Origin of the sequence: Sphingobium sp. YBL2 (assembly GCF_000943805.1) — a bacterium.
In the GTDB taxonomy this organism is placed as follows: domain Bacteria; phylum Pseudomonadota; class Alphaproteobacteria; order Sphingomonadales; family Sphingomonadaceae; genus Sphingobium; species Sphingobium fuliginis.
Genome location: NZ_CP010954.1, coordinates 2225261 through 2245860 on the forward strand (window position 1 = coordinate 2225261; position 20600 = coordinate 2245860).

Annotated in this window: 21 protein-coding genes; 8 read left to right on the plus strand and 13 right to left on the minus strand. The window is 66.8% G+C overall.

The annotated features are described in order from the left end of the window. Positions 1-93: 93 nt before the first annotated feature. The gene (locus TZ53_RS10085; protein WP_044661167.1) at positions 94-930 is read right to left on the minus strand and encodes an MJ0042-type zinc finger domain-containing protein; all 837 of its coding nucleotides are present in this window, start codon (positions 928-930) and stop codon (positions 94-96) included. 169 nt (positions 931-1099) lie between these two features. Here TZ53_RS10085 and ftsE point away from each other — a divergent pair, with 169 nt between their 5' ends. Genes ftsE through TZ53_RS10105 form a run of 4 tightly spaced genes read left to right on the plus strand, consistent with a single transcriptional unit; the run spans position 1100 to position 3961 of the window. Further along, on the plus strand, positions 1100-1810 hold the full coding sequence (ftsE, locus tag TZ53_RS10090) for a cell division ATP-binding protein FtsE (RefSeq protein ID WP_044661168.1): 711 nt from the start codon (positions 1100-1102) through the stop codon (positions 1808-1810). Then, entirely contained in the window at positions 1810-2724 is a 915-nt protein-coding gene (locus TZ53_RS10095) for a cell division protein FtsX (protein ID WP_044661169.1), read from the plus strand. Before ftsE ends, TZ53_RS10095 begins: the two co-directional genes overlap by 1 nt. Then, complete coding sequence (locus TZ53_RS10100) at positions 2721-3251, plus strand: YdcF family protein (RefSeq protein ID WP_044661170.1); 531 nt, start codon at positions 2721-2723, stop codon at positions 3249-3251. The genes TZ53_RS10095 and TZ53_RS10100 overlap by 4 nt, the downstream gene beginning before the upstream one ends. 14 nt (positions 3252-3265) lie before the next feature. Further along, a complete protein-coding gene (locus TZ53_RS10105; protein WP_044661171.1) occupies positions 3266-3961 on the plus strand; it encodes a lysophospholipid acyltransferase family protein in 696 nt (231 codons plus the stop codon). Between the two features lie 38 nt (positions 3962-3999). Here TZ53_RS10105 and TZ53_RS10110 read toward each other — a convergent pair whose 3' ends face one another. From TZ53_RS10110 to TZ53_RS10120, 3 genes are all read right to left on the minus strand, one after another. Next, positions 4000-4905 (minus strand): prephenate/arogenate dehydrogenase family protein, encoded by a 906-nt coding sequence (locus tag TZ53_RS10110; RefSeq protein ID WP_044661172.1) that lies wholly within the window; start codon positions 4903-4905, stop codon positions 4000-4002. Continuing rightward, positions 4905-6002: a histidinol-phosphate transaminase gene (hisC, locus tag TZ53_RS10115; RefSeq protein WP_044661173.1), complete on the minus strand. Its 1098-nt coding sequence runs from the start codon at positions 6000-6002 to the stop codon at positions 4905-4907. The genes TZ53_RS10110 and hisC overlap by 1 nt, the downstream gene beginning before the upstream one ends. A gap of 61 nt (positions 6003-6063) precedes the next feature. Continuing rightward, positions 6064-7023, minus strand: coding sequence for a 2-hydroxyacid dehydrogenase (locus tag TZ53_RS10120; protein ID WP_044661174.1), 960 nt, complete (start codon positions 7021-7023; stop codon positions 6064-6066). Between the two features lie 57 nt (positions 7024-7080). Between TZ53_RS10120 and metX the strand changes: the two genes are divergently transcribed. Continuing rightward, positions 7081-8232, plus strand: a complete 1152-nt coding sequence (gene metX / locus TZ53_RS10125; protein WP_044661175.1) for a homoserine O-acetyltransferase MetX — start codon at positions 7081-7083, stop codon at positions 8230-8232. Continuing rightward, positions 8229-8816 carry a methionine biosynthesis protein MetW gene (gene metW, locus TZ53_RS10130; protein WP_044661176.1) on the plus strand — a complete coding sequence of 196 codons (588 nt, stop codon included), beginning with the start codon at positions 8229-8231 and terminating at the stop codon, positions 8814-8816. The genes metX and metW overlap by 4 nt, the downstream gene beginning before the upstream one ends. A 188-nt stretch (positions 8817-9004) precedes the next feature. Here the strand turns inward: metW and TZ53_RS10135 are convergent, their stop codons facing one another. Both TZ53_RS10135 and TZ53_RS10140 read right to left on the minus strand, forming a co-directional pair. Next, complete coding sequence (locus tag TZ53_RS10135) at positions 9005-10570, minus strand: peptide chain release factor 3 (RefSeq protein WP_044661177.1); 1566 nt, start codon at positions 10568-10570, stop codon at positions 9005-9007. A gap of 66 nt (positions 10571-10636) precedes the next feature. After that, positions 10637-11521, minus strand: coding sequence for an aldose 1-epimerase family protein (locus TZ53_RS10140; RefSeq protein ID WP_044661178.1), 885 nt, complete (start codon positions 11519-11521; stop codon positions 10637-10639). Positions 11522-11681: 160 nt separating this feature from the next. Between TZ53_RS10140 and TZ53_RS10145 the strand changes: the two genes are divergently transcribed. Further along, entirely contained in the window at positions 11682-12206 is a 525-nt protein-coding gene (locus TZ53_RS10145) for a hypothetical protein (RefSeq protein ID WP_044661179.1), read from the plus strand. Here the strand turns inward: TZ53_RS10145 and TZ53_RS10150 are convergent. The 7 genes from TZ53_RS10150 to rpmI form a co-directional block, all read right to left on the minus strand. Then, a complete protein-coding gene (locus TZ53_RS10150) occupies positions 12154-12864 on the minus strand; it encodes a DUF4386 domain-containing protein (protein ID WP_044661180.1) in 711 nt (236 codons plus the stop codon). The two genes, TZ53_RS10145 and TZ53_RS10150, sit on opposite strands and share 53 nt — an antisense overlap. Continuing rightward, a complete protein-coding gene (gene pheT / locus TZ53_RS10155; protein WP_044661181.1) occupies positions 12861-15275 on the minus strand; it encodes a phenylalanine--tRNA ligase subunit beta in 2415 nt (804 codons plus the stop codon). The genes TZ53_RS10150 and pheT overlap by 4 nt, the downstream gene beginning before the upstream one ends. Next, on the minus strand, positions 15272-16375 hold the full coding sequence (pheS, locus tag TZ53_RS10160; protein ID WP_025548230.1) for a phenylalanine--tRNA ligase subunit alpha: 1104 nt from the start codon (positions 16373-16375) through the stop codon (positions 15272-15274). Before pheS ends, pheT begins: the two co-directional genes overlap by 4 nt. Before the next feature lie 22 nt (positions 16376-16397). Next, a complete protein-coding gene (locus tag TZ53_RS10165) occupies positions 16398-16745 on the minus strand; it encodes a GIY-YIG nuclease family protein (RefSeq protein ID WP_007689499.1) in 348 nt (115 codons plus the stop codon). A 60-nt stretch (positions 16746-16805) separates the two neighbouring features. Continuing rightward, positions 16806-17426 carry a LysE family translocator gene (locus TZ53_RS10170; RefSeq protein ID WP_025548232.1) on the minus strand — a complete coding sequence of 207 codons (621 nt, stop codon included), beginning with the start codon at positions 17424-17426 and terminating at the stop codon, positions 16806-16808. A 200-nt stretch (positions 17427-17626) separates the two neighbouring features. Next, a complete protein-coding gene (rplT, locus tag TZ53_RS10175; RefSeq protein WP_022682430.1) occupies positions 17627-17989 on the minus strand; it encodes a 50S ribosomal protein L20 in 363 nt (120 codons plus the stop codon). Positions 17990-18003: 14 nt separating this feature from the next. Next, entirely contained in the window at positions 18004-18207 is a 204-nt protein-coding gene (gene rpmI, locus TZ53_RS10180; RefSeq protein ID WP_007689506.1) for a 50S ribosomal protein L35, read from the minus strand. Positions 18208-18365: 158 nt separating this feature from the next. Here rpmI and TZ53_RS10185 point away from each other — a divergent pair, with 158 nt between their 5' ends. Beyond that, positions 18366-20561 carry an AsmA family protein gene (locus TZ53_RS10185; RefSeq protein ID WP_044661182.1) on the plus strand — a complete coding sequence of 732 codons (2196 nt, stop codon included), beginning with the start codon at positions 18366-18368 and terminating at the stop codon, positions 20559-20561. The last annotated feature ends 39 nt before the right edge of the window (positions 20562-20600 follow it).

Sequence of the window (20600 nt, forward strand, 5' to 3'; positions counted from 1 at the left end):
ATCCCCGCGAAGGCGGGGATCCATCTCCCATAAGTCGTCCCAGGCGGCACGTTCAGGAGATGGGTTCCCGCCTGCGCAGGAACGACGAACGGATCACTGGACGAAGGTCAGCGACAGATTCTCGGCATTTTTCGGAATGTCGATCCGGCTTTCGTTGATCGACGCTTCCTCACCCGGTTTCAGGCTGGTCCGGTCCGCCTTGGTGGTCCAGCTGAACACCAGCCGGTTCTGCCTGTCGCGCAGTTGCACCAGCACGGGGGGCACCGGCAGCACCTGCTTGCCGCTGTTCACGATCCGCGCTCCAAAGGCGAAATATTCCTCCCCGGTCGGCAGCTTGCGCCGCTCGGCAGGCTTGGAAAGATAGAAGAGCAGGTCCGGGTCGCCTTCCTCGGGCACCAGGCCCAGATTGACCGCCCAGCCAGGCGTTCCGAAATACCAGAGCGCCCCGCCGGCCGCGCCGATCGCCAGGCAGAAGGCGAGCGCCGCATAGGTCCATATCTTCAGCCGGTTGCGCCGGGGCTTCGCCGCTACCGGCGCGGGTTCGGCCCAATCGTCGCGCGCATCCGCTTCGGCGCGCCCGTAAATATCGTCGAACCGATAGTCCGGCCTTGCGGTTTCCGGGGGTGCGGCTTGCGCGACGGGTTCGGGCTCCACGGGCGCTGCGACGGGCTCCACCGCTGGCGGGGCGGACTCCTCAACCGGAGGCGGCGGTGGGGGCGGCGCCGGGGGGGGCGGCGGAGGCGGAGGCGATGGCGCCGCGACTTCGGGCACGCCTGCCGTCGCCAATGCTTCCTCTCGCGGGGCGAGCGCGGCGCCTTCCTGGAACCAGCTATGTTTGCAGGCGGCGCAGCGAACCTGGCGGCCGTTCGGGCCGACGGCGCTGTCCGGCACGATATAGCGCGTGGCGCAATTGGGACACACCAGGATCATGACGCTTCATAGGCATGAGTTGGATTCGAGGGCAAGCGGCTTCAAACATGCCCGTTCACCCGGGCGCGACTCGCGGACTCAGGCCGGATGGGCTTTACGGCCGCCCGTCCGCTGTGCCATGGCTAGGCCATCGGGGAAGCAGGGAGCGCGCGGGCGCTGAAATAGACGCATGTCGGCCATCGTACAGTTCGAAAATGTCGGCCTGCGCTATGGTCTGGATAGCGAGACGCTGTCCGACGTCAGCTTCTCCCTGGCGAGCGGCGGCTTCTATTTCCTGACCGGCGCGTCGGGCGCGGGCAAGACATCGCTGCTGAAGCTCCTCTACCTCGCCCAGCGGCCCAGCCGCGGCGTCATCCGCCTGTTCGGGGAGGATGTCGTGACACTGCCCCGCAAGCGCCTGCCGGGGTTCCGCCGGCGCATCGGGGTGGTGTTCCAGGATTTCCGGCTGGTCCCGCATCTGTCGGTCTATGACAATATCGCCCTGCCGCTGCGGGTCGCGGGCATGGAGGAGAGCGAGATCGACCTGCCCGTCAGCGAGATGCTGAACTGGGTGGGGCTGGGCGATCGCGGCCAGGCCCGCCCCGCCACCCTGTCGGGCGGGGAACAGCAGCGCGTCGCCATCGCCCGCGCCGTCATCGGCCGCCCGGAAATACTGGTGGCGGACGAGCCGACCGGCAATGTCGACGCCGACATGGCCCGCCGCCTCATGACCCTGTTCGAAGCGCTCAACCGGCTGGGCACCACCATCGTCGTCGCCACCCACGACCTGCCGCTGATCGCGCAGGTGGGCAGCGCGCAGATGATGAAGCTGGACAAGGGCCGTCTGTCCGATCCGACCGGATCGCTGCGCTACCCGCCCCGACCGCAGGCGGCCGGTTGATGGCGTCCCCCGGCGCCATGGGCAATCGCCGCGCCGCCGCCGCCGCGCGCCACCGGCTGCTGCCGGAGGGGCGGGTGGCCGGCCCCATGCCCTGGATCATTGCCATCATGATGTTCCTGACGGTCCTGTCGGCCGCTGCCGGTCTGGGCCTGGGCGCGGCGGTGAAGGCGATGGGCGCCGACCTTGCCGGGCGCGCGACGGTGCAGATCGTGGAAGCCAATGCCGAACAGCGCGAGCGCCTCAGCGCCGCCATGGCCGCCGCACTGCGCAAGGACGCGACCGTCCGCGCCGTTCGTCCGGTCCCGTCCGCCGCGCTGGCGGAGCAGATCCGTCCCTGGCTTGGGCAGGACGCGGCCAGCGGCGACCTGCCGATACCAGCGCTGATCGACATCGAACTCACGCCGGGCCAGACGGACGCGAAGGTCGAGCGGCTCCGCCGACAGCTCCATGCCCTCTCGCCAAAGGCCCGCATCGAACCCCATGCCGCCTTCCTCGCGCCGCTCGCGGATCTGCTTTCCGCGCTTGGCTGGCTGGCGGCGGGCATCGTCGTGCTGATGACGCTGGCGACCGGCGCGGTGGTCGTCCTCGCCGCCCGCGCCGCGCATGACAGCCATCGCGGCACCATCGACGTGCTGCACCTGATGGGCGCGACCGACGTGCAGATCGCCCGGCTGTTCCAGCGGCGCATCGGCCTCGACGCGCTGTTCGGGGGCGCGCTCGGCTTTGCCTGCGCATTGCTGGTGATCCTGCTGCTGGGCGCGCGGCTGCTGGCGACGGGATCGGAACTGCTGAGCGGCGTCCAGCTGCCGTGGACAAGCTGGGCCGCGCTGGCCGCGATACCCATGGGCTGCGTGCTGCTGGCGCGGATCGCGGCGCGCTGGACGGTGCTGCGGTCGCTGGGGCGGCTGCTGTGATCGTCCGCTTCATCGCCGTCACCCTGTTGGGATGGATGCTGGGCTTCGCCTGGTTCGCGATCTTCCTGCCCCAGCCGCTGGACGGTCGCCAGACCGACGCGATCGTCGTGCTGACCGGCGGGGCCGGGCGTATCGACCGCGGCCTTTCCCTGCTTCAGGACGGCGCGGCCAAGCGGATGCTGATCTCCGGCGTCGACCGCTCGGTCCGCCCGGCGGAGCTGGCCGCGCAATATAAGGCGCCTGAACGCCTCTTCTCCTGTTGCATCACGCTTGGCCGCGAAGCCATCGACACCCGGTCCAACGCCATAGAGACAGCGCACTGGCTGGAACGGCGGGATTTCAAGACGGTGCGCCTCATCACCACCGACTGGCACATGCGGCGTTCCGCGCTCGAACTGCGGCAGGCCTTGCCCGAACGGGTCACGCTGGTCTACGACGCCGTGCCCAGCCGCCCCAGCCTCACCATGCTGGCGCGTGAATATAATAAATATCTGCTGCGCCGGGCGGCGGCGCTTATTGGTATCTGAACGGTTCACCCGGAATGCTGACCGCGCTGCGATCCCTCGCCTTCATGTCGATCTTCTATCCGGGATCGCTGCTGTTCGTCCTTGCGGCCATGGCGGTCAATCTGGTCGCGCCCCGCTCCATTCCCCGCGTCGCCACCGCGTGGAGCCGCTTCCATCGCGGCTGCGCGCGCTGGCTGCTGGGGCAGAAGGTCCGGGTCGAGGGAAGGCTGGAGGACGGTCCCTATCTCTACATCCTCAAGCATGAATCGATGTTCGAGACGATCGACCTGCTCTGCCTGCTGGATCGTCCCGCCATCGCCGCCAAGCGCGAGCTGTTCGACATTCCGCTCTGGGGCGGCATCGCCCGCCGCTATGGCCTGATCCCCATCGAACGCAGCGCCGGGGCGAGCGCGCTGCGCGCTCTTCGCACCGCCGCCAAGGCCGCCACGGCGGAGGGCCGCGCCATCTGCCTCTTTCCCGAAGGCACCCGCGTTCCCCATGGCGAAAGCCCGCCCTTGCGCGCCGGTTTCGCCGGGCTCTACGTGTTGCTGGGCCTGCCGGTCGTGCCCATCGCGGTCGACAGCGGCCGCGTCTCGCCCCGCGGCAAGTTCATGAAGCGCAGCGGCACGATCACTTACAAGGTGGGCGAGATCGTTCCGCCCGGCCTGGATCGACGGGAAGCGGAAGTTCGCGTCCATGCGGCCATCAATGCGCTGAACGAGCCTTTATAGGCTGATATGCTCCTGCGAAGGCAGGCGCTCGCCGCTATTCAATGTGAACGCCCGAAGTCGGGCTTGGGATCGTCCTGTCCCTGTTCGATGATCGACCGCCGGATCGCCCGCGTGCGGGTGAACAGGTTGAACAGCGCATCCCCGTCATTCCAGCGGATCGCCCGCTGCAAGGCCGACAGATCCTCCGAAAAGCGCTGGAGCATCTCCAGCACCGCATCCTTGTTCGCCAGGAACACGTCGCGCCACATGGTCGGATCGGACGCGGCGATGCGGGTGAAGTCGCGGAAGCCGCCGGCGGAATATTTGATGACTTCCGACTGGGTCACATCCTCCAGATCGCTGGCGGTGCCGACGATGGTATAGGCGATAAGGTGCGGCAGATGGCTGGTCACCGCCAGCACCAGGTCATGATGCGCCGGGTCCATCGTCTCGACATCCGCGCCGACGCGCCGCCACAGCTCCGACACGCGCTCGACCGCCGCCGGATCGGCGTCGGCGGGCGGCGTCACGATGCACCAGCGGCCCCGGAACAGGGAGGCGAAGCCCGCTTCCGGCCCGCTATTCTCCGTGCCCGCGACGGGATGGGCGGGAATGACCGTGCGCCCGGGCAAGGCAATGTTCAACTGCGCCAGCACATCGGCCTTGCAGGAGCCGACATCGCTGATGATCGCCTCCGCAGGCAGATCGTCGGCAATCTCCGCCGCCGCCGCGCCCATGGCCCGCACCGGCACGCACAGCACGACCAGATCGGCATCCGTCACCGAAGCGCCCGCCGTATCGGTCACGTCGTCGCACAGATCGATGGCCCGCGCGATCTCCCGCACGCCGGCATCGGCATCATGGCCCGTCACCCGAACGGTTGGCATGGCTTCGCGGATCGCCCGCGCCAGCGAGGAGCCGATCAGGCCCAGCCCAATGATCGTGACGCGCGAGAATGGCAGCATCAGGCCGCTTCCGCCATGGCGCGCAGCTTGGCCGCGACCTTGCGCATCTGATCCTCGGTGCCGATGGTGATGCGCAGTCCGTTGGGCAGACCCTGCCCCGGCAGCCAGCGGGTGGCGAAGCCTTCGTCCCACAGGCCCTTCATCGCCGCCTCGGCCGTCAGCCGGCCGTCGAACAGGATAAGCAGGAAATTCGCCTTGCTCGGCACGGCGCGCAGCCCATGGTTGGACAGCGCGGCGATCTCGCCCGCCAGCCATTCGCGCCATTTCCGGTTATGTGTCCGGCTCGCCTCGACCCAGGCGACGTCCTCGATCGCCGCCACCGCAGCGGCCTGCCCGGCCGTCGTCACGTTGAACGGCGCGCGGATGCGGTGCAGCACGTCGATCACCTCGGCGCTGGCATAGCCCCAGCCGATCCGCTCGGCGGCAAGCCCGTAAATCTTCGAAAATGTCCGGGTCACGAACATATTGGCGGCATTCTTCGCCAGTTCCAGCCCGCCATCATCCTCGTCCGCGTCCAGATATTCGGCATAGGCCTGATCCAGCACGAACAATATGTCGGGCCGCAGACCGGCATGCAGCCGCGCAATCTCTTCCCGCGACGTCATGGTGCCGGTCGGGTTGTTGGGGTTGGCGAGGAAGACGACCTTGGTCTTCTCCGTCACCGCCGCGAGCAGCGCATCCACATCGGTCGCATAATCGGCGTCCGGCGCGATGACCGGCGTCGCCCCCACGCGCCGCGCCGCGATGTCGTACACCGAAAAGCCGTAGCGGACGTAGAGCACCTCATCCCCCGGCCCGGCATAGGCGCTCGCCGCGATATGCAGCAATTCGTCCGACCCGGTGCCGTAGATCACCCGCGCCGGGTCCAGCCCATGCGCCGCCGCGATCGCCTCGCGCAGCCTGGCCGCGCCGGGATCGGGATAGGTCGCCAGATCCGCCGTTGCCGCGACCAGTGCGGCCCGCGCCGCTTCCCCGGTGCCCAGCGGATTTTCATTGGCGGACAGCTTCACCAGCGGTCGCCCGTCATCGGCGGCCGACTTGCCGGGAACATAGGGTGAAATGCCGAGGATCCAGTCTTTGGGGGCAAGCTTTGTCATGCGCCGCGCTTTAGCGTCATCGAAGCGAAACGCAAAGCGCTTGGATGCGGGCGTCCGCTTCTCACACCACGGGGGTCAGCAGGGGTTCGCCCGCCGCCCAGGCATCCAGATTGGCAAGCACCAGATCGGCCATCGCCTTGCGCGTCTCGACGGTCGCGCTGCCCTGATGCGGTTGCAGCACCACATGATCCATTTCCAACAGCGCTTCCGGCACATGCGGCTCGTTCGCGAACACGTCGAGACCCGCGCCCGCAATCCGTCTTTCCCCCAGCGCCGCCACCAGCGCGTCCTCATCGATCACGCTGCCCCGGCTGATGTTGATGATCACGCCCTCGGGGCCCAGCGCATCCAGCATCGCCGCATCGACCAGCCCGCGCGCCTCCGGCCCGCCGGAGGTCGCGACAATGACGACATCGCTCTGCCGCGCGAAATCCAGCGGATCGGCCACATAGCGACAGGTCGTATCCGCCACCGCCCGCCGGCTGTGGTAGATAATCTCCCCCGCCACCGGCTCCAGCCGCCGGGCGATGGCGCGCCCGATCCGGCCCAGTCCCAAAATCCCGATCCGCTTGCCCGTCACGCGCCCGCACAGCGGCGGCTTCACGCCCCGCGCCCAATCCCCGGCCCGCACCATCCGGTCATTGGCCGCGATATTGCGCACCGTCGCATAGAGCAGCCCCACCGCCAGGTCGGCCACGTCATCGGTCAGCACGTCCGGCGTATTGGTGACGCGAATGCCCTTCGCCCGTGCATGATCGACATCGACCTTGTCATAGCCAACCGAAAACAGCCCGATCATCTCCAGCTTCGGCAAGGCGTCCATGATCGCCGCGGAGGCGCCGACCGATCCGAAGGATACCAGCGCCCGCGCCTCCCGCGCTTCGGGCGGCAGCGCATCCGGATCGGCATCCGCCGCAAGGGCGTGAACCGCAAAGCGCCGTGCCAGCCCATCGTCCAGATAGGGATAGAGCGGGCCATAGGTGAGGATAGGGATGGAAGAATGGTCGGTCATGCCCGTCATCTAGGCGAAGGAAGGGCCGATTGACAGAGCCCGGCCCCGGTCCTAGCCCGAACCGATATGGCCAGCGCGTCCTTTCCCGATGACACCCGTTTCGGCCTGCGCCGGCAGGCGCGGCTGCCCGGCCCGCTGCGGCTGGACAGCGGAGCCGCGCTGGGGCCGGTGGACATCGCCTATGAAACCTACGGGCGGATGAATGCGGACCGTTCCAACGTCATCCTCATCTGCCACGCGCTGACCGGCGATCAATATGTCGCGTCGGACCATCCCGTCACCGGCAAGCCCGGTTGGTGGTGGCGGCTGGTGGGGGAGGGGAAGCCGGTCGACCCCGCCCGTCATTTCATCGTCTGCGCCAATGTCATCGGCAGTTGCATGGGCTCCAGCGGGCCTGCCAGCCTGGACCCCGCGACCGGCGACCCCCATGCGATGCGCTTTCCGGTGATCACCATCGCCGACATGGTCCGCGCCCAGGCGATGCTGCTCGATCATCTGGGCGTGGACCGGCTTCATGCCGTGATCGGCGGTTCCATGGGCGGCATGCAGGCGCTGATCTGGCCCACCCTTTATCCGGAACGCGTCGAAAGCTGCGTCGTCATCGCCTCCACGGCGCGACACAGCGCCCAGAACATCGCCTTCCACGAAGTCGGGCGGCAGGCGATCATGGCCGACCCCAACTGGCGCGGCGGCGACTATTATGCGGACGGCGCGATCCCCAGCGCGGGCCTGGCGGTGGCGCGCATGGCCGCGCACATCACCTATCTTTCCGAAGCGGGCCTCACAGAGAAATTCGGGCGTCGTCTTCAGGGGCGCCCGGAAAACCCGAATGGGTCCAAGACCTTCGGCTTCGACGCCGATTTCCAGGTGGAATCCTATCTGCGCCACCAGGGGCTGAGCTTCGTCGAGCGGTTCGACGCCAACAGCTATCTCTACATCACCCGCGCCATGGACTATTATGACATTGCGGAGGATCATGGCGGCAGCCTTGCCAAGGCCTTTACGGCATCCAGGGCGCGTTTCTGCCTCGTCAGCTTCGACACGGACTGGCTCTATCCCACGGCGGAATCCCGCCTGATCGTCCACGCGCTCAATGCCGGCGGCGCGCAGGCGAGCTTCGTCGAACTCTCCAGCCCCTTCGGCCATGACGCCTTCCTGCTGGAATGCCCGGAACTGAACCGGGTGGTGGACGGCTTCCTGAAGGGCGGCCGCGCATGAGCCTGCGTCCCGACCTCGCCCTGATCGCCCGTACCGTGACCCCCGGCGCGCGGGTGCTGGACGTGGGCTGCGGCGACGGCGCGCTGATGGCGGCGCTGCGCGACACCAAACGGGTCGACGCGCGCGGCCTTGAAATCGACCCGCACAATGTCGCCGCCGCCGTTGGCCGGGGACTTTCGGTGGTGCAGGGGGACGCCGACACCGACCTTGTCACTTATCCCGAAGCCAGCTTCGACTATGCGATCTTGAGCCAGACGCTCCAGACCACCCGACGCCCGGACCGCGTGGTGGAGGAACTGCTGCGCATTGGCCGTCAGGCCTTCGTATCCTTCCCCAATTTCGCCCATTGGCGCGGGCGGCTGTCGCTGTTCTGGGGCGGGCGCATGCCGGTGACGCGCCTGCTGCCCGACACATGGTACGACACGCTCAACATCCACCATGTCACGGTCGACGATTTCCGCGCCCTGGTGAAGGATCGCGGCTGGACCATAGACGGCCAATGGTTCCTGAAGGGCGACCGGGAAACCACCCATGCGAACGCCAATCTGTTCGCGGAACATGCGGTGTTCCTGCTGCGGCGGTAAGCGGGAGGGGTGGAATCAGGACATGCCCCCTCCCGCAGGCGGGAGGGGGTTAGGGGGTGAGCTGGCGCGGCACCTGCGCTGTTTTGCAACGGCTAAGTCAGAAGCTCGCTACGCTCGCGCCCACCCCTAACCCCTCCCGTTTACGGGAGGGGAATGTCTTGAATTGGCCAAATTCGGCCGTACCCCGTTCAACGCTCCTTGGTCGCGCTGAACTTGACCTTGGGGTGCCGCTCCTGCTGATAGCCGATGTCCCAGGCGCTCTTCGCCATGAAGACGAGGTTGCCGTCGCGATCCTTGGCCATATTGGCGCCGTTGAACGACACCAGGTCCCTGATCGCGGCGTCGTCCCCCGAAATCCATCGCGCCGTGTCGAAGGGCGAAGCCTCCAGCCCGGCCGCGACCTTATATTCCGCCTCCAGCCGGGAGATCAGCACGTCGAGCTGCAACTGCCCGACCACGCCGACGATCCAGTTCGATCCGATTTCCGGATAGAAGACCTGGATCACGCCCTCTTCGGACAGGTCATCCAGCGCCTTGCGGAGCTGCTTCGTCTTGGTCGGGTCCTTCAGCGCCACGCGCCGCAGGATTTCAGGCGCGAAGTTCGGCAGGCCGGTGAAGCGGACCCCGGCCTTCTCGCTCAGCGTATCGCCGACGCGCAGCGTTCCATGGTTGGGAATGCCGATGATGTCGCCCGGAAAGGCCTCGTCCGCAATCTCGCGGTCCTGCGCGAAGAAGAGGATCGGGGAATGCACGGCGATCGGCTTGCCGCTGCCGCTTGGCGTCAGCTTCATGCCCCGCCGGAACTTGCCCGAACAGAGCCGCATGAAGGCGATCCGGTCGCGATGCTGCGGGTCCATATTGGCCTGGACCTTGAAGATGAAGCCGGTGACTTCGCTATTCTCCGGCTCGACGGGCGCGGGCTCGGCGGGCTGGGCACGCGGCGGCGGCGCATGGGCGGCCAGCGCGTCGATCAGTTCGGTCACGCCGAACAGCTTGAGCGCCGACCCGAAATAGACCGGCGTCAGGTCGCCATGGCGATAGGCGGCAAGGTCGAAATCGGCATAGCCGCCCACAGCCAGTTCCGCCTCCTCCCGCAGCCGCGCCAGCCCCTGTCCGGACAGATGCCCGGCCAGAGCATCATCGTCGATGCCGGAGAAGGAGGCTTCCTTCCCCTCAAATTCCTTGCTCGCGCCCGAAGGCTGGCGCAGGCGGTTCCGGGCGAAGTCGTAAATCCCCTCGAACTCGCCGCCCATGCCGACCGGCCAGCTCATCGGACACACGTCCAGCGCCAGCGCGTCCGCCACTTCATCCAGCAGGGCGAAGGCGTCGCGCCCTTCACGATCCACCTTGTTGACGAAGGTGATGATGGGGACGTTGCGCAGGCGGCACACCTCGAACAGCTTGCGCGTCTGCGGCTCGATGCCCTTGGCGGCGTCGATCACCATCACGGCCGAGTCCACCGCCGTCAGCGTGCGATAGGTGTCCTCGGAAAAATCCTCGTGCCCCGGCGTGTCGAGCAGGTTGAACGTCACCCCGTCGCGTTCGAAGGTCATGACGGAGCTGGTCACGGAAATGCCGCGCTGCTGCTCGATCTTCATCCAGTCGGACCGCGCGCGCCGGTTCGCCCCGCGCGCCTTGACCTCCCCCGCCAGATGGATCGCGCCGCCTTCCAGCAGCAGCTTCTCGGTCAGCGTGGTCTTGCCCGCGTCAGGGTGCGAGATGATGGCGAAGGTACGGCGGGAAGGAATGCTCATGGGCGGCCCATATAGCGATTCTTTGCCGCCGCGCCAGTAAGGCCGTTTTTGGAAGGCAACTCGAATTCAGCCGCCCACCACCGTCACGTCCATCCGGAAGGCCCGTTCCTTCCCCGGCGCCAGCCGCATGATCCCCTGCTTCTCCCAAACATCTCCGGTAAAACCCACCGGATCGGCCATCCCCGCCCAGGGTTCCACGCAAAGATAATGCGCCCCCGGCTTTTGCCACAGCCCCAGCCAGGGCGTATCGGGAAAATCGATCCTCAGCCCCTTGCCGCCCGGCACGCCCCAGAACAGGCTGCGGCTCTCCAGCCGGTCCCAGACCAGCGCGTCGCCCTCAAACATCGCATGGGTGGGCACCAGCACCTGGCCATCCACGGGTGAAGCAATGCTTTCCCGCGCGATCAGGCCCGGCTCGTCCCCCACCTTGCGGATCGGCGCGGGTTCCGCCTTCTCGAACAGCACCCGGTGATCCTCCGCCGCCCCGCCATAGGGCAGCGGCCATGCAAAGGCAGGATGATAGCCGAAGGAGAAGGGCAGGTTGCCCTCGCCGATATTGGCCACCGTCGCCTTCATCCGCAGCGCCGCTCCCTCGACCGCGAAGCGCATGTCCAGCCGGAAGTCGAAGGGATAGACCGCCCGCGTCTCCGCATCCGCCTCCAGCCGGAAGGTCACGGCCTCGCCGCTCCGCTCCACCAGCGCGAAAGCCCTGCGCCGCGCAAAGCCATGCTGCGGCATCGCGTAATCCCGCCCCTCGAAGCGATAGGCATCCCCGCGAGAGCGCCCGACGAAGGGGAAGAGCAACGGCGCGTGTCCCGTCCACCAGCGCGGGTCCGCATCGGTCATCAACTCGCGCCCCTGCCGGTCCTTCAGCGACCAGAGCTCCGCCCCCAGCGGGTTGACGACGGCGCTCAGATCGCCTGAACCGATGGTGATGAATTCGTCCGCCATATGCTGCAATCTCCTTGCCGTCCGGCATAGAGCGATTTCCCGGCGACCGGAACCGACCGCCGGTCAGGAAATCGCGGAAAAGAAAGAGTCCGGAGCGGCCAGGCCTGCGCGGAACCACGCCCAGTCTCAAGGGGTTGAAGAAGCAGCAGGGAGAAATCGGATGAAATGGATCGGCGTGGCTGCGCTGCTGCTCTGTTCGACGGGCGCTCTGGCGCAGGAACAGGAGAAGAAGGACGACACGTTGAAGAAGGCGGGCACCATCGCGACCCAGCCCGCGCGGGATGTCGGCATCGACAAGGACAAGATTCCCGATGTGCTCCAGCAGGCGGTCGAAGACCCCTATAAGCGCCCGCCCTTGCGGAGCTGCAAGGCGCTCAAGACCTCGCTCGAAGAACTCAACGCGGTGCTTGGCCCCGACTTCACCGTGGGGCAGAAGGCGAATGAGAACCGCACCGGCAAGATAGCCGAAGCCGTCGGCAAGACGATCGTCAATTCGATCATTCCCTTTCGCGGCCTCGTGCGGGAGATCAGCGGCGCGGCCCCTGCCGAGCGTCGTCTGGAAGCCGCCGTCACCGCCGGCATAGCCCGGCGCGGCTATTTGCGCGGCCTGGCCGACGCCAAGGGTTGCAAGATCATGAGTCCGCCGCCGACGGCGCAGGAAAAGGCCGACGAGCCGAAAAAATAAGCCATAGCGCGAAGACCGCCTCCGCCAGCACCGCCACGATGTCCGCCTGAATCACCGTCGCGTCGGCCAGGTCCGGCGCGATCAGCGCCATCAGGCGCGCCACCGCCTGTACCGAGCCGCCGAACATCAGCGCCGCGCCCAATGCGCGGGGAAACCGCCGCGAGCGGAAAGCCAGCAGACCGATCAGCAGCAGATACAGCCCCAGGAAGATGCGTGCGACGTGTTGAACCTGATCCCGCAGCAGCAGCGTCAGTTCCACGAGCGAATAGGTCTGCGCCATGCCGATGCCCGGATGCGGCGCCCCGTCCAGCAGGATGAGCGGCGCGATGGAGAGCAGGCTGCCTGCCCCCAGCGTCGCAATGCCGATGACGGAAAGCGAAGCCGCCATCCGCGCAACATGCCTCCCGCCCGGCGCGAACAGCGCATAAAGCAGGACGGTCGCCCCCAGCATGGCGCAAGCCATCGCCAGATCGGTCGCCTCCGCCGCGCGATAGGCCCAGGGAAAGTCCTTTATGTTCCGCGCCGTTTCCCGCCCGGAACCGGGCACGACCAGAGCGGCGCGGATCATGGCCTCACCCACGCCGCGCGCCGCCATGCCGCCGAGAAGGAAGAGACCGGCAAGCCGCGCTTTCCCCTCGATCCCGGCGAACAGCCTCATCCCCGCAGAGTGCCGCCCAGCTTTTCCGCCGCCTTCACCACGGCCGCGCTGATCGCGTCCAGCTCTTCCTGGGAAAAGCTCTTGTCGCCGGGTTGCAGCGTGATCTCGACGGCAAGGCTCTTCTTGCCCTCATCCACGCCGGGGCCGACGAAGACGTCGAACAGCCGCGCGTCAACGATCGCTTTCTTATCCGCGTTCCTGACCGCACGGACCAGTGCGTCGGCTTCGACAGTCTGATCGACGAGGAACGCGAAATCGCGTTTCACCGCCTGCAAGGCTGGCGGCGCATAGGGCGGGCGCATGAAGCCGCTGGCCCGTCGGGCGGGGATCGCGTCGAGGAAGATCTCGCCCGCGACCACCGCGCCGGTCAGCCCGAACTGCCTGGCGAGGCTGGGATGCAGCACGCCGAACTCCGCCAGAACCGTTTTCGGCCCCAGCCGCAACGTGCCCGACTGGCCCGGATGATAGGCGCCCGAGGCCTCGCCGAAGCTCTGGAGATTGGCGACGGGCGCGCCCGCGGCGGTGAGCAGCGCGATCGCCTCGCCCTTGGCGTCGAAGGCGGAGAAGGGCTGCGCCTTCCCGGTCTGCCAGCCCCGCGCCACCTTCTCGCCCGCCAGCACGAAGCCGACGGTCGGCCGCTCCTTGTCCGCCAGATAGCGGCGGCCCAGCTCGAACAACCGCACCGAAGCCGCGCCGCGGTCCACATTCCGCCGCGTGGCCGAAAGCAGACCGGGCAGCAGGGAAGGACGCATGACCTTCAGATCCTCCGAAATCGGGTTGGCGAGGGTCCATGCCCCGCCGCCGACCGCGGCGGCCTCCCTCTCCGAAATGAAGGACCAGTTGACCGCTTCGGCCAGCCCACGCGCCGCCGCCGTCCGGCGCACGCGCCGTTCGATGGCCTGTTCCGGCGTGGCGGTCGGCTTGGCGACGCCGGGGGCGCGGGGCAGGGGGGTGGAGGGCACCTGATCCAGCCCGACGATGCGCACCACCTCCTCGACGATGTCGGGCCAGCCGTCGACATCACGCCGCCAGCTCGGCACCGTCACGGTCCATGTGGCAGGGGTCGTGACCGGCACGCCGTCCTGATATTCGAAGGTGGCGTCATTGCCTTCCACCTCGAATCCCAGGCTTTCAAGAATGCGTTTCTGCTCCGAATCCGCGACGTCGACGCCGGCAAGCGCCAGGCATTGCGCCGGATCGTAGGTCACGGTCTTCACGGCCAGCGGCGGACTGCCGGCGCGCGTCGCCTCGCTGGCGCTGCCGCCGCACAGATGCGTCACCAGATAGGTCGCTATCGACAGGCCGTCGTCCAGGAAGGCCGGGTCCACCCCACGCTCGAACCGTCCGCGCGCGTCGCTGGTCAGCCCCAGCTTCTGCCCCGTCACCGCGATCCGTTCCGGCGTGAAATAGGCGCATTCGATCAGCACGTCGGTCGTGGCTTCCGTGGCGCCCGAATGCTCGCCGCCCATGATGCCGCCAATGTCGTGCACCGCTTCGTCGTCGGCGATCACGGTCATGCTCTCATCGACCGTGTAGGTCTTGCCGTTCAGCGCCAGCACCTGCTCGCCCGGTCTGCCGCGCCGCGCCACCAGCCCGCCCTTGAGCGTCGCCATGTCATAGACGTGCAGCGGCCGGCCCAGATCGATCATGATGTAATTGGTGATGTCGACCAGCGTGCTGATCGGCTTCTGCCCGATGGCCTTCAACTGCTTCGCCATCCATTCGGGCGAGCTGCCGTTCTTCACGCCGCGCACTGTCCGGGCGAAGAAGGCGGGGCAGCCCTCCGCATCCTCGATCCGCACGTCCGGTCCGGGCCCGGCGGCCTCGATCGTTGGCACGATCAGCGCGTTCAGCGTGCCCAGCCCCGCCGCCGCCAGGTCGCGCGCGATGCCGCGCACGCCCATGCAGTCCTGCCGGTTGGGCGTGATCGACACGTCGATGACCGGATCGTCCAGCCCCGCCCATTCCGCATAGACCCGTCCCACCGGCGCATCGGCGCTGAGTTCGATGATCCCGTCATGATCCTCGCCCAGTTCCAGCTCCCGGAACGAGCACATCATGCCGTTGGATTCGACGCCGCGAATGGCGGTCTTTTTCAGCACCATGCCGTTGACCGGCACCACCGCGCCCTCGGTCCCGAACACGCCGACCAGCCCGGCCCGCGCATTGGGAGCGCCGCAGACCACCTGCAACGGGCCGTCGCCCGCATCCACGGTCAGCACCTGCAGCTTGTCCGCCTGCGGATGACGCTCCGCCGTCAGCACCTTCGCAATGCGGAAGGCGCCCAGCTTCTCCGCCGGATTCTCCGCGCCCTCGACCTCAAGACCGATGTTCGTCAGCCCCTTGAGGATCGTCGGCAGGTCGGCATCGCTATTAAGATGCGTCTTGAGCCAGCTCAGCGTGAACTTCATGCGCCCACTCCCCCGCTCAAAGTGGGCACATCCAGCGCCGAAAAGCCATAATGTTTCAGCCAGCGCAGATCGCCGTCGAAGAAAGCGCGCAAGTCGTTCATCCCATATTTCAGCATGGCGAGCCGGTCGACGCCCGTCCCGAAGGCAAAGCCCTGCCATTCATCCGGATCGAGCCCGCAGGCCTCGATCACCCGCCGGTTCACCATGCCGCTGCCCAGCACCTCCAGCCAGCCGCCACCCGGCGCGTCGCCGTCGCCCCCGATCACCCGCTGGCCGTTCACCAGCGTATAGCCGACGTCGACCTCCACCGAAGGTTCGGTGAAGGGGAAATAGCTGGGCCGCAGGCGCAGGACGATGTCGTCGCGCTCGAAAAAGGCCTTCAGGAAAGTCTCCAGCGTCCATTTGAGATGACCGAGCGTGATGCCCTTGTCGATCACCAGCCCCTCGATCTGATGGAACATCGGCGTATGCGTCGCGTCGCTGTCCGACCGATAGACGCGGCCCGGCGCGATGATGCGGATCGGCGGTTCGCCGTTCATCATGGTCCGGATCTGCACGGGGGAGGTGTGGGTGCGCAGCAGCATCTTCTTCCCGTCCCCATTCCCATCGGTGGTGTCGGGGAAGTAGAAAGTGTCGTGCATCGCCCGCGCCGGATGCGTCTCCGGAATGTTGAGCGCGGTGAAATTATGCCAGTCGTCCTCGATCTCCGGCCCCGTCGCCACGGAGAAGCCCAGATCGGCGAAAATCTCCGCCAGTTCGTCCATCACCTGGCTGACCGGATGCACGGACCCCTGTGGACCGGTGTCGGCGGGCAGGGTCATGTCGATCTTCTCGGCCGCAAGCTTCGCATCGAGCGCCGCCTGCTCCAGCGCCGCCTTCCTTTCCGCCAGCGCCGCCGTCACGCTCTCCCGCAAATCCTGGATCGGGGGGCCTTTCTCCAGCCGCTCCTCCGGGCTCATCGGGCCCAGCGTCTTGAGCAACCCCGTCACCACGCCATTCTTGCCCAAGGCGCCGACCCGCAGCGCCTCCAGCGCGTCGAGCGTGTCGGCGGCGGCAATATCCGCGATCAGGCCGGCTTTCAGATTGGCAATCTCAGTCATCGAACGTCGTTCCACTTTCCCGTCATTCCCGCGAAAGCGGGAACCCATCTCCTGCCCTCTCGCGGAGGGGTTCAAAGCCGAAAGCCAGGGCCAGATCATCCCATTCGGGATTTCCAGCCTCGATCAGCTCGATCTTCCATTGCCTGTTCCATTTCTTGATCCGCTTTTCCCGCAATATCGCGCCATCGATCGCGTCATGCATTTCGAACCAGACAAGGCGCTTGACGCCGTAGTCGCTCGTGAAGCCTTCAATCAAGCCGTTTCGATGTTCGTATAGACGCTTTACAAGGTCGGAGGTAACGCCGGTGTACAGCGTCCCATTTCGGCGGCTCGCCAATATGTAGACCGTTGGGCTGATTTCGCGTTTCATGCATTCCTCGGGAGATGGGTTCCCGCTTTCGCGGGAATGACGAGGTGGAAAAGCGGGGACTTACGCCCGCGCCCCCAGCAACGCCCCGCCGAAGCCGATGAACATCAGCCCCGTTCCCCGGTTGAACAACCGCTGCCGGTTCGCGGGCGCCAACCAGCGGGCGAGCTTCATGCCCCCCAGCGCATAGACGCACTGCCAGCCGAACTCGATGGCGACGAAGCTCGCCACCAATATGCCCAGCTGCACCGCAAAGGGCCGATCGGTATCGATGAACTGCGGAAACAGCGCGGCCGCGAAGATGATGAGCTTGGGATTGCTGAGGCCGGTGAGCAACCCGGTGCCATAGAGCGCCCGCAGCGACCGCGCCCGCGTGGCGCCCACCTCGCCTGCTTCACCCACCGGCGCGCGCCAGGCCTTGACGCCCAGCCAGATCAGATAGGCGACACCTGCATAGCGCAACCCGTCGAACAGGCGCGGAGAGGCTTTCAGCAACGCCCCCAGCCCCAGCGCGGAGGCGATCAGGCACAGCAGGATCGCGCTCATCAGCCCGGCCATGGTGGCAAGCGCCCGACGCGGGCCATGATGAATGCTCTGCGTCATCACATGCAGCATGTTCGGTCCCGGCGTGGCCGAGATCAGGAAGACCGCCGTGACATAGAGCCACCAGACATGCAGCGACATGAGGGATATTCCTTCAATACCGTTCGGGCTGAGCGAAGCCGAAGCCAGCGCTTGAGCCTGGCGAAACCGTTCGCCTGCGGCTCAGCAGAACCTTCGACTTCGCCCAGGGTGAGCGGAGATGGGGGTTCACGCCAATCAAAAAGGGCGCCGAAGGCATCTGCCCCGGCGCCCCTTTGGACGATCTTGCGACCGTTCTAAGCTCAGGCCGCGGGCAGCGCAGCCTTCGCCTGGGCGATGATGGCGCTAAACGCCTCGCCTTCGTGCATCGCAATGTCGGCCAGGACCTTGCGGTCCAGATCCACGCCGGCCAGCTTCAGGCCGTGCATGAACTGCGAATAGGTCAGGCCCTCGGCGCGGACACCGGCGTTGATGCGCTGGATCCACAGGCCGCGGAAGGTCCGCTTCTTGACCTTGCGGTCGCGATAGGCGTACTGGCCGGCCTTTTCGACGGCCTGACGGGCGATGCGGATCGTGTTCTTGCGACGGCCATAATAGCCCTTCGCCTGATCCAATATCCTCTTATGCTTCGCCTTGGTGGTCGTACCACGCTTGACACGTGCCATTGGTCAGCCCTCCCTTACTTCAGGCCATAGGGCGCCCAGAGGCGCACATGGGCCACGTCGGCGTCGGACATGACCGAGGTGCCGCGATTCTGGCGGATATATTTCGCATTGTGGCTGATCAGGCGGTGACGCTTGCCAGCGACGCCGTGCTTGACCTTGCCGGAAGCGGTGAACTTGAAGCGCTTCTTCACACCGCTCTTGGTCTTGAGCTTGGGCATTTTCGTCTCCTTTTCAAAGCGCGACGATTACGGACAGCCACGGCAGCCCTAGTTAGCCGGGCGGTCCTTCCAAATATCGCGAAGGGCGGCCCATAGTCGGAAGCATCCCCGAACGCAAGCGATTCGGACCCAAAAAGGCGGATCGGCGTTGAACCGCCATGGCCGACGCCGATCCCCTCCGGCCGGACATGCCGGCAAGCCCCGATCGGCCGGATAGGCCGACAAGCGAAATGCCGCGCCCCCGCGGCACGGGCCATTATGTCCAGCGCGCCAGAGAGGGCTGGCGAAGGCTCCCCCTGCCGGTGCGCATCCTGCTCTGGATCGTCGGCATTCTCTTCGCGCTCTGGCTCATGCTCTTCATCACCAAGGGCCGCTTCCTCAAGCATCCCTTCGAACGGATGCTCGGCAACCGCCTTGAACGCCCCGTGCGCGTCGGCGGCGACTTCCAGCTCTATTTCGACCCCATCACGATCAAGTTCCGCGCCGAGCATATGGCCGTCGCCAATACGCCCTGGGCCAGCCGGCCCGCCTTTTTCCGGGCCGATCTGATCGATAGCCGGATCGCGCCCCTCAGCCTTCTCTTCGGGGACAAGTACAAGGTCCGCTGGCTCGAACTGCGCAATGCCGCCGCCGATCTGGAATGGTCGCGCGACGGCAGGAGCAACACATGGACCTTCGGCGATCCCGGCAGGAAGGGCGAACCGCTCAACCTGCCGTTGATCCGCCGCGCCCTCCTGGCCGGTACGACGCTGCGCTATCGCGACCCCCGCATGCAGCTTGACGCCGACATCGGATTCGAGACGGTGAAGGCGCAGGACACCCGCTTTGCCAGCGACGTGCGCTTTTCCGGCACCGGCACGATGCGGGGCCGCCCCTTCAGGCTGCGCGGCGGCCTGCTCTCGCCCAACCAGACGGTGACGGGCGGCCGGAACAGGCTTGCCCTCCGGGCCGAGGCTGGCGCGACCGTGCTGGAGGTCAGCGGCACGCTTCCCGGCGCGACCGAGATCGAGGGGGCGGACCTGCGCCTGCTCACCCATGGCCCCAATCTTGCGCGGCTGTTCGATTTCCTGGGCGTCGCCATTCCCGAAACGCGCGCCTATCGCTTTACCTCCGCGCTGACCAAGGCTGGCGAGGAGTGGCGGTTCACCCATCTCAAGGGCCGTTTCGGCGACAGCGACCTGGCGGGGCGCATGACCGTGTCCCTGCCCGACGATCGCCTGCTGCTGAAGGCCGACCTCGCCACCCAAAGCCTCGACATCGTCGATGTCGGCCCGTTCATCGGCTATGACCCCCAGCGGCTGGAGAGGCAGGGCAAGGCGGGCGCGATCCAGACGGTGGGCGGCACGCCGCGCGTCCTGCCCGACGCGCCGCTGCGAGTGGAGGCGCTGCGCAATTTCGATGCGCGCGTCCGCTATGACGTCCGCCGGGTCCGCGCCGACAATCTGCCGGTGTCCAATATCGGCCTGACGCTCTCGCTCGACCGCAGCCTGCTCAGGCTGTCGCCGCTGACATTCGACATGTCGGGCGGTCATGTCAGTTCCGACATCAGCATCAATGCCCGGACAGAACCCGTTCGCACCAGCTACGACATCCGACTGTCTCCTACGCCCATGGGCAAGCTGCTTTCCCGCTGGGGCGTGGAGGAATCCGGCACCACCGGCACGATCAAGGCGCGCGTCCAGATGACCGGCCTCGGCAACACGCTGCACGATTCGCTCAGCACGTCCAACGGTCGCATCGCCGTGATCCTGCCGGCGGGCTCCATGTGGGCGCGCAACGTCCAACTGGCGGAACTCGACATCGGCACCTTCATCACCAAGATGTTCCAGAAGAAGCTGAAGGACCCGGTGGAGATCAATTGCGGCCTGATCGCCTTCACCGTGCGCAACGGCGTGGCCGCCGCCGATCCGATCATCATCGATACGCGCAAGAATGTGATGCTGGGCCGGGGCGGCTTCTCCTTCCGCAACGAAAGCCTGGACCTCGCCTTCCGCGCTGACGGCAAGAAGTTCAGCCTGTTCTCGGGTCAGTCGCCCGTCGGCATCACCGGATATTTCGCCAGGCCGGGCATCGACGTGATCAGCCCCGAACTGGTCGCGCGCGGCGGCGCGGCGGCGGCGCTCGGCATAGCGGCCACGCCGCTTGCCTCGGTACTTGCCTTCGTCGATGTCGGGGATGCGAAGAGCGCCGCCTGCGGTCCGGTCCTTGCCGGCGCGACGGCCGCCGCCCAGCGCACCAAGGGCGGCAAGCCCCGCGACGATGTCGGCCGCGGCACCACGGCCAAGGATGAAGCCGGTAAGGGCAATGCCCGCGAAAATAAGAGCCAGAAGAAGAAATTCCTGGGCATCTTCTGATGCACTGGCGCCCTGCACCAATCGCGGGGTGCTGAGCGG